This window comes from Moraxella bovis (assembly GCF_002014975.1).
GTDB classification, from domain to species: Bacteria; Pseudomonadota; Gammaproteobacteria; order Pseudomonadales; family Moraxellaceae; genus Moraxella; species Moraxella bovis.
This window is the reverse complement of the sequence record NZ_MUXV01000092.1, coordinates 1-6,549: the sequence shown is the minus strand read 5'-3', so window position 1 is coordinate 6,549 and position 6,549 is coordinate 1. Positions and strand designations below refer to the sequence as shown.

The following is a 6,549-nucleotide window of genomic DNA, read 5'->3' as shown; positions in this document are numbered from 1 at the left end:
GTTGAGAGTGGGGTAAAATACATTTAAAATTAATCCGTTAATTTTCTTAAATAAACATCCATCCTATCTCGCACCCGCTTATCCAACGCCAAAATCTCGTCCAACTCATCAAAATGTCTGCCAAACTCCGCCCCTAGCTCATCGTCATTTAGCACATGCTCCACCGTGTCGGCGATGTCGGTCAGGCGAATGCGGCCGTCCAAAAATGCCGAAACAGATACTTCATTGGACGCATTTAGGGCGATACACGCCCCACCGCCTGTCTGTATGGCATGACGGGCAAGCGTTAGGGATTTAAATTTATCCTTATCAGGGCGGATAAATTCTAAGGCGGATATGTCAAATAAATTCAAAGACTTAGCACTGCTCTCCATGCGGTCAGGGTACGCAAGTGCATGAGCAATGGGCGTTCTCATGTCAGGTGTACCGAGCTGTGCCAAGATAGAGCCGTCCACATATTCTACCATGGAGTGAATGATACTTTGAGGGTGAATGGCGATGTCAATTTGGCTTTCGGACAAATTAAACAAATGACACGCTTCAATCAGCTCCAAGCCTTTATTCATCATGGTGTTAGAATCCACCGTGATTTTGCTTCCCATGTTCCAGTTGGGGTGCTTGACCGCTTGGGCGACTGTGGCGTTTTTCATGTCATCATAAGATTTGTGTAAAAATCCGCCACCGCTTGCCGTAAGCCACAATTTTTTTATGCCAAGCTCGGTGCGATGAATGGCGGTATTGTCGTCTTGCACCGCCTTTGGCAAGCATTGAAAAATGGCGTTATGCTCACTGTCAATGGACAAAATGGTTGCCCCATGTGTGCGTGCGGTGTTCATGACCAGCTCGCCTGCCATGACAAGGCTTTCTTTGTTGGCAACTAGCACCGTCTGCCCTGCTTTGACTGCCGATAAGGTAGAGCCAAGCCCTGCCGAGCCGACAATGCCTGCCACGACTTTACCCGCCCCTTTATCGCTTGCCAACTCCGCCAAGCCGTCTTGACCGCCGACCACGTCAATTGCCAAATTTGCCGACTTTAAACGCTTGGCAAATTCATCCACCTTACCAGACGGCACACCGACACGGCTTGGGCGAAACTCCACGCACAAATCAAATAATTTATCCAAGCGACCAAAGCCCGATAAAGCGTACACAGGCAACCCTGCTAGGCGTGCGATGTCAAGCGTGCTGTCGCCAATTGAGCCTGTTGCTCCAAGGACTGTTAATGGTACTGTCAATGCCGTCATCACAAAAGCCCCTTTAAGTCGCCAAGAGCAGGCAATACGCCCAAATACACGAGCACCAAGACCCCAAGAGCAAACACAGGCGTAGCTGACAGCAAACTATCAATGCGGTCAAGCACACCGCCATGCCCTGGCAGAATGGTGCCAGAGTCCTTAATCCCAGCTCGGCGTTTTAGCATGGATTCAAACAAATCGCCAAGCACACTTGCCAGTACTGTCAAGCCCGATAAACCCAAAAAGGCAATAAGTGCCACCGTGTCAAGTTTTAGCCCAAAGCCCACGCCCACCGCCACAAGGCTTGCCGTGATGATACCGCCAATCAGCCCTTCTATGGATTTATTGGGCGAGACGTTGGGGGCAAGTTTGCGTTTGCCAAGTTTACGCCCAACAAAATACGCCCCACTATCGGCACACCACACCAAAAGAAACACATACATGAGCCACCAAGGCGACACTTGCCATAGACTATACATGGCGGTAATGCTGGCGGTTAAGATGACAATCCCCATAAAAAACAAGCGTTTGCCGTACCATTTTTCTTGGGCGGGATAAACAAGCACCCATTTGGTTGCCATAAGCCATATCCCAAAAGACAGCACCCACCACACCACCCAAGAGACAGGCACAAAAATACTGACAAGCGTAACCGCAAGCATCAGAGCGATAAACTGAGCAGGCTGTTTGCGTTTTGGCATGAGTTTTGTCCACTCATGGGACGCAATGAGCGTACCGACCGTCAAAAGTGGCAAAAACAAAAAAGGCTGACGACTGGTGAACATCGCCACACCAACGATAATGACTAGGATGATTGCGGTTTTAATTCGTTGCCACATTTAAGGGTTTCCAGTTTTAATAATCTCAAAAATAATATAACACTCGTAAGGTGCATATTACGCACCGCTATTGGTATTGTGCTTTAAATGGTGCGTGATATGCACCTTATACTTAAAACTCAAACCACGATTTTTATCAAATAACGCATATAAAATAAAGAAAACACCAACGCCACAATAGAAAAATAAACCACCCATTTTGCCTTTTGGTTGGCACTTTCTAATTGCTCGTTTGAAAATTGTCTATTGGTACAATAAAATTTTACCACTTTTTTAAAAATAAACTCACAAGCCAAAACAATCAATAATGCCAAAGAAATCCAAATCGCCCCTTCTTTTCTTAATAGCATTACCAGTACTTGTTTATCAATTACCATTAATATAAAAAACAGAATAATTAACGGCACACTCATGGGTAATTTAAATAAATAACGGTAAGTTTTTTGCAATTCATTCATACAAACTTCCTTTTAATTCAAATTTATCACTTCACTCAATGGTGCGTGATACGCACCTTATGCCCAATGAATGATTTGTCAATCTTGCCAAATGACCAAATAACCCGCCACCATCAAGCTGATAATATAAATAATCCAAGCTATTTTATTAAAAATACTTAATTGATTTTGATTAAAATTTTGTTTAGCAAGCCATTTATCAAGAAAGGCATAAATACCACATAACAAAGCCGCCCAAATCACACCCAAGACAATAATAAACAATGTATTATATTTTGGAATGGCAATAAATACACAAAATGACACGCTAAAAAATGCCGATTGAATGCCTTTATTTTTATCCAAAAAGTCGTATTTAAATAATTTTTTCATCATTCATTCAAATTATCAAATTAAATTGAAATTTAATTGATAAAATCAAACCGCCATTTTTATCAAACTACGCACATAAACAATACCAATAATCAGCAATATTCCTGCCAAATAAGAAATCCATTTTGCTTTATTATTAGCATTGATAAGTTGTTTATCTGGAAATTTACCATTAGTACAATAAAATTTAATCAATTTTTCAAACATTCGCTCACAAAGAAACCAAATACCAAACACTATTGATGCCATTAACATTACCCCATTGCCTTTTAATAGCATTGCCAATGCTTGTTTTTCACTGACCATCAATATTACAAACAAAACAATCAATAGCACACTACTGGGCAATTTAAATAAATAACGGTAAGTTTGTTTAATGTCGTTTTGCATAAAAAATATTAAAATCAATCCTTAACTTTCGCCTTGCACCTGCTCACTGGTTTTACCAAAACGTCTTTCACGATTGCCAAAATCTTGTATCATCTTATCAAGCTCGTCCGCCCCAAAATCAGGCCACAATGTATCGGTAAAAAACAGCTCGGCATAAGCCGACTGCCACAGCAAAAAGTTAGAAATACGCCACTCGCCCCCCGTGCGAATCAGCATATCCACATCGGGCAAATCGGCAAGTTCTACATTTTGTCCGATAAGGCGTGCATTGACATCATTTGGGTTAAGTTCGCCTTTTTGGACTTGTATGGCTAATTTTTGGCACGCCTGAGCGATGTCCCATTGTCCGCCATAGCTGATTGCGATGACAAGCGTCATTTTGTCAAAATGGGCGGTCTTATTTTCTGCGTCTGTCATAAGGGCTTGCAGGTCGGAATTTAGCATTGACCTGTCGCCGATAAACCTTAGGCGAATTTGGTATTTGTTCATGCGGGGCATTTGCTCATGAATGGTGCTTTCAAGTAGTCGCATAAGCAGTGCCACTTCCGCCTGTGGTCTTGCCCAGTTTTCGGACGAAAAGGCAAACACCGTCAAAACCTTAACGCCCCGTGCCAAACAATGCTCCACAATGGGGTCAAGTGCGTCTTTGCCCTTGATATGCCCTGCCCCTGCCTGCAAAGCGTGAGCCTTGCCATAGCGGTTGTTACCGTCCATGATAATGGCGATGTGTTGGGGTAGGCTTAAAATGGGGGGTAATGGGGCGTTTGGCATGATAGATAGGCGGATTTGTCAATGATAAATGATACAAATAGGGCGAATGGCTCGCCCTACATTTGTTGGTTGCCTGTTAGACTTCCATAAGCTCGCTTTCTTTTTTGGCAAGGCGAGTGTCAATCGCTTTGATAAAGTCATCGGTGAGCTTTTGAATGTCGGTCTCGGCACGGCGTTCGTCATCTTCGCTGGCTTCTTTGTCTTTGACCAATTTTTTGATGTCGCCTAGCATATCACGGCGGATATTACGCACCGACACACGGGCAGACTCGGCATCAGAGCGAGCCAATTTTTGCATATCCTTACGAGTCTCTTCGGTCAAGGCAGGCATTGGCACACGAATTACGTCTGCGGTCATGGGGTTAAGCCCCAAATCCGCTTCACGGATCGCCTTATCCACCGCTTGCACCATAGAGCGGTCAAAGGGCTGTACAAGCAGAGTACGACTGTCTTCTACGTTCACGCTTGCCACTTGGTTTAGGGGCATGTCCGAGCCATAGTAGCTGACCATGACGCTTGACAAGATACCAGGGTGAGCTCGTCCTGTACGCAGTTTGGCAAACGCACTTTCTAGAGCTTCAAGCGATTTTTCCATACGGGCTTTGCCGTCTGTTTTGATTTGGTTAATCATAAGGGTTTCCTATTTACAATATTTGCTAAACATTGATTTTGTTAAATCAGGGCGAATATGATTCGCCCCCACCAATCGGTATGATAAGCAAGATTTAACACTTTTTAAAGTTGATTTTAAATTCAATAAAAATTGAATTAATGATACACTCGTGTACCTTCTTTTTCGCCCATGACAACATTTAATAGGGCGTTGGGTTTGTTCATGTCAAACACCTGCAACGGCACGTTGTGTTCACGGCATAGGGCAATGGCGGTTAAGTCCATCACGCCCAATTTGTCTTCTAGAGCTTTGTCAAAGGTTAGGCTGTCGTATTTAACCGCATCGGCATGAACGCTTGGGTCTTTGTCGTACACACCGTCCACTTTGGTCGCCTTCAAGATAAGCCCCGCTTCAATCTCAATCCCACGCAAGCACGCCGCCGTATCGGTGGTAAAAAACGGATTACCCGTACCTGCCACAAAAATACACACCTCGCCATTATTTAGGTGGCGAATGGCTTCACGGCTAGAATACGGCTCGCCAATGGTAGCGATGTTAAGAGCGGACATGAGACGGCATTTGATGTTACGGCGGACTAGGGCATCACGCATGGCAAGACCATTCATCACGGTGGCAAGCATGCCCATTTGGTCACCTGTAACACGCCCGACAAGCCCTTCTTTTTGTAGGGTACTACCACGATACAAATTACCACCCCCAACGACAATCCCCACTTGCACGCCAAGCCCACGCAAATGGGCAATAGACAGGCTCATCTGATCAAGAATGGACGCATCAATGCCCATGTCTTTGCCCCCTGCTAGGGCTTCGCCTGAGAGCTTTAGTAGGATACGAGAGAATTTTGGATTTTTGTCGTTGGGGTTATTAATGTCTGACATGGCACACCTGTTATAATTTAAATACAAATTAAGTAATTTTATCACATTTTGCCAAATATTGTAAAATTAAAAAAGGCGAAACCTTGTCCGCCTTTTTATTTTTAAATCTGTCTTTGATTTACCTATTAATTCACCTTAATCAATTCCATGCTAATGACTTTGCCGTCATTGGTTTGGCTGACTTTGATAGGTAGATAATTTAGGCTTGGGGCAAGCCAAAAGCTCGTGGCACGCCCTTTGTCATCATGCACACGGTCAATGCGAATGGCGTCATAAGTACCCGCAGGGACGGTGATTTTGCTACTGCCCGAACGTCTAAATTTGGTGGCTTCTATTTCATTTTTCTTAACCAAATGGTAATTACCGCTAAACTTACCGTTAATCAGCTCTTGACGGATTTGAGCTTCTAGGCTCAAATCATCATAGGCTTGTCCGTTCATTTTTAAGGTGGTGGATTTGCCTTTATAAGTACTAACCACCGATTTGGCAGAGTTATTAAACTTGATATTATGAGTACGCCCCACACCCAGCACTTTAACTGACATATTGGAGCTAGACGGTATAATTCTGCCATTAGATAAGCTAAAATTTGCCGATTGGTTCACGCTTGCCACGCCTGCAGCACTGGCTTTGACGTTGTAGCTGTAATTATTGCCATTTTTGGTTAAAGTGCGTGTTGCCGTGCCATTTCTGCCATCTGCTTTGACCGCATAAGTGGCAGAAAAGCCCGATAAATCTGCCGCATTGGCAGATAAGGTTGCCCCCATGGTAATGCCTGTGGCAACAGTGGCAGTGGTGGCAGTTTTGAAAAATTTATTTAATACAGACATAATCACTCTCTTGCTTTGCAAATTAATTTAAAACATGGGCTTATTATTGACATTTTTTGTTACAATTACAAGGGTGATGGCATGATGATTTGTAGCATTTTGTGAGAAAACTTTCTCAAAACATATTTTACCCCACTCTCAA

Annotated in this window: 9 protein-coding genes; all 9 read right to left on the bottom strand. The window is 43.7% G+C overall.

Features of this window, described 5'->3' with window-relative positions; genetic code table 11:
- Window positions 1-29: 29 nt before the first annotated feature.
- A complete protein-coding gene (gene dxr, locus B0182_RS13525; protein WP_078275411.1) occupies window positions 30-1,244 on the bottom strand; it encodes a 1-deoxy-D-xylulose-5-phosphate reductoisomerase in 1,215 nt (404 codons plus the stop codon).
- Window positions 1,244-2,074, bottom strand: a complete 831-nt coding sequence (locus B0182_RS13520) for a phosphatidate cytidylyltransferase (protein ID WP_078275410.1) — start codon at window positions 2,072-2,074, stop codon at window positions 1,244-1,246. Before B0182_RS13520 ends, dxr begins: the two co-directional genes overlap by 1 nt.
- A 119-nt stretch (window positions 2,075-2,193) precedes the next feature.
- Window positions 2,194-2,532, bottom strand: a complete 339-nt coding sequence (locus B0182_RS13515; RefSeq protein WP_078275409.1) for a hypothetical protein — start codon at window positions 2,530-2,532, stop codon at window positions 2,194-2,196.
- A gap of 78 nt (window positions 2,533-2,610) precedes the next feature.
- Window positions 2,611-2,904 (bottom strand): hypothetical protein, encoded by a 294-nt coding sequence (locus B0182_RS13510; protein ID WP_078275408.1) that lies wholly within the window; start codon window positions 2,902-2,904, stop codon window positions 2,611-2,613.
- Window positions 2,905-2,949: 45 nt separating this feature from the next.
- A complete protein-coding gene (locus B0182_RS13505) occupies window positions 2,950-3,294 on the bottom strand; it encodes a hypothetical protein (RefSeq protein ID WP_078275407.1) in 345 nt (114 codons plus the stop codon).
- A 21-nt stretch (window positions 3,295-3,315) separates the two neighbouring features.
- The gene (uppS, locus tag B0182_RS13500; RefSeq protein WP_078275406.1) at window positions 3,316-4,065 is read right to left on the bottom strand and encodes a polyprenyl diphosphate synthase; all 750 of its coding nucleotides are present in this window, start codon (window positions 4,063-4,065) and stop codon (window positions 3,316-3,318) included.
- A gap of 76 nt (window positions 4,066-4,141) precedes the next feature.
- A complete protein-coding gene (frr, locus tag B0182_RS13495) occupies window positions 4,142-4,696 on the bottom strand; it encodes a ribosome recycling factor (protein WP_029102574.1) in 555 nt (184 codons plus the stop codon).
- A gap of 137 nt (window positions 4,697-4,833) precedes the next feature.
- Window positions 4,834-5,577 carry a UMP kinase gene (pyrH, locus tag B0182_RS13490; RefSeq protein ID WP_029102573.1) on the bottom strand — a complete coding sequence of 248 codons (744 nt, stop codon included), beginning with the start codon at window positions 5,575-5,577 and terminating at the stop codon, window positions 4,834-4,836.
- Between the two features lie 125 nt (window positions 5,578-5,702).
- The gene (locus B0182_RS13485) at window positions 5,703-6,344 is read right to left on the bottom strand and encodes a DUF3108 domain-containing protein (RefSeq protein WP_421648797.1); all 642 of its coding nucleotides are present in this window, start codon (window positions 6,342-6,344) and stop codon (window positions 5,703-5,705) included.
- Window positions 6,345-6,549 lie beyond the last annotated feature (205 nt).

Coding starts and splice junctions, on each gene's coding strand:
- B0182_RS13505 (WP_078275407.1), bottom strand. CDS start 3,294: ATGCAAAACGACATTAAACAAACTTACCGTTATTTATTTAAATTGCCC.
- B0182_RS13510 (WP_078275408.1), bottom strand. CDS start 2,904: ATGAAAAAATTATTTAAATACGACTTTTTGGATAAAAATAAAGGCATT.
- B0182_RS13485 (WP_421648797.1), bottom strand. CDS start 6,344: ATGGGGGCAACCTTATCTGCCAATGCGGCAGATTTATCGGGCTTTTCT.
- uppS (WP_078275406.1), bottom strand. CDS start 4,065: ATGCCAAACGCCCCATTACCCCCCATTTTAAGCCTACCCCAACACATC.
- B0182_RS13520 (WP_078275410.1), bottom strand. CDS start 2,074: ATGTGGCAACGAATTAAAACCGCAATCATCCTAGTCATTATCGTTGGT.
- dxr (WP_078275411.1), bottom strand. CDS start 1,244: ATGACGGCATTGACAGTACCATTAACAGTCCTTGGAGCAACAGGCTCA.
- pyrH (WP_029102573.1), bottom strand. CDS start 5,577: ATGTCAGACATTAATAACCCCAACGACAAAAATCCAAAATTCTCTCGT.
- frr (WP_029102574.1), bottom strand. CDS start 4,696: ATGATTAACCAAATCAAAACAGACGGCAAAGCCCGTATGGAAAAATCG.
- B0182_RS13515 (WP_078275409.1), bottom strand. CDS start 2,532: ATGAATGAATTGCAAAAAACTTACCGTTATTTATTTAAATTACCCATG.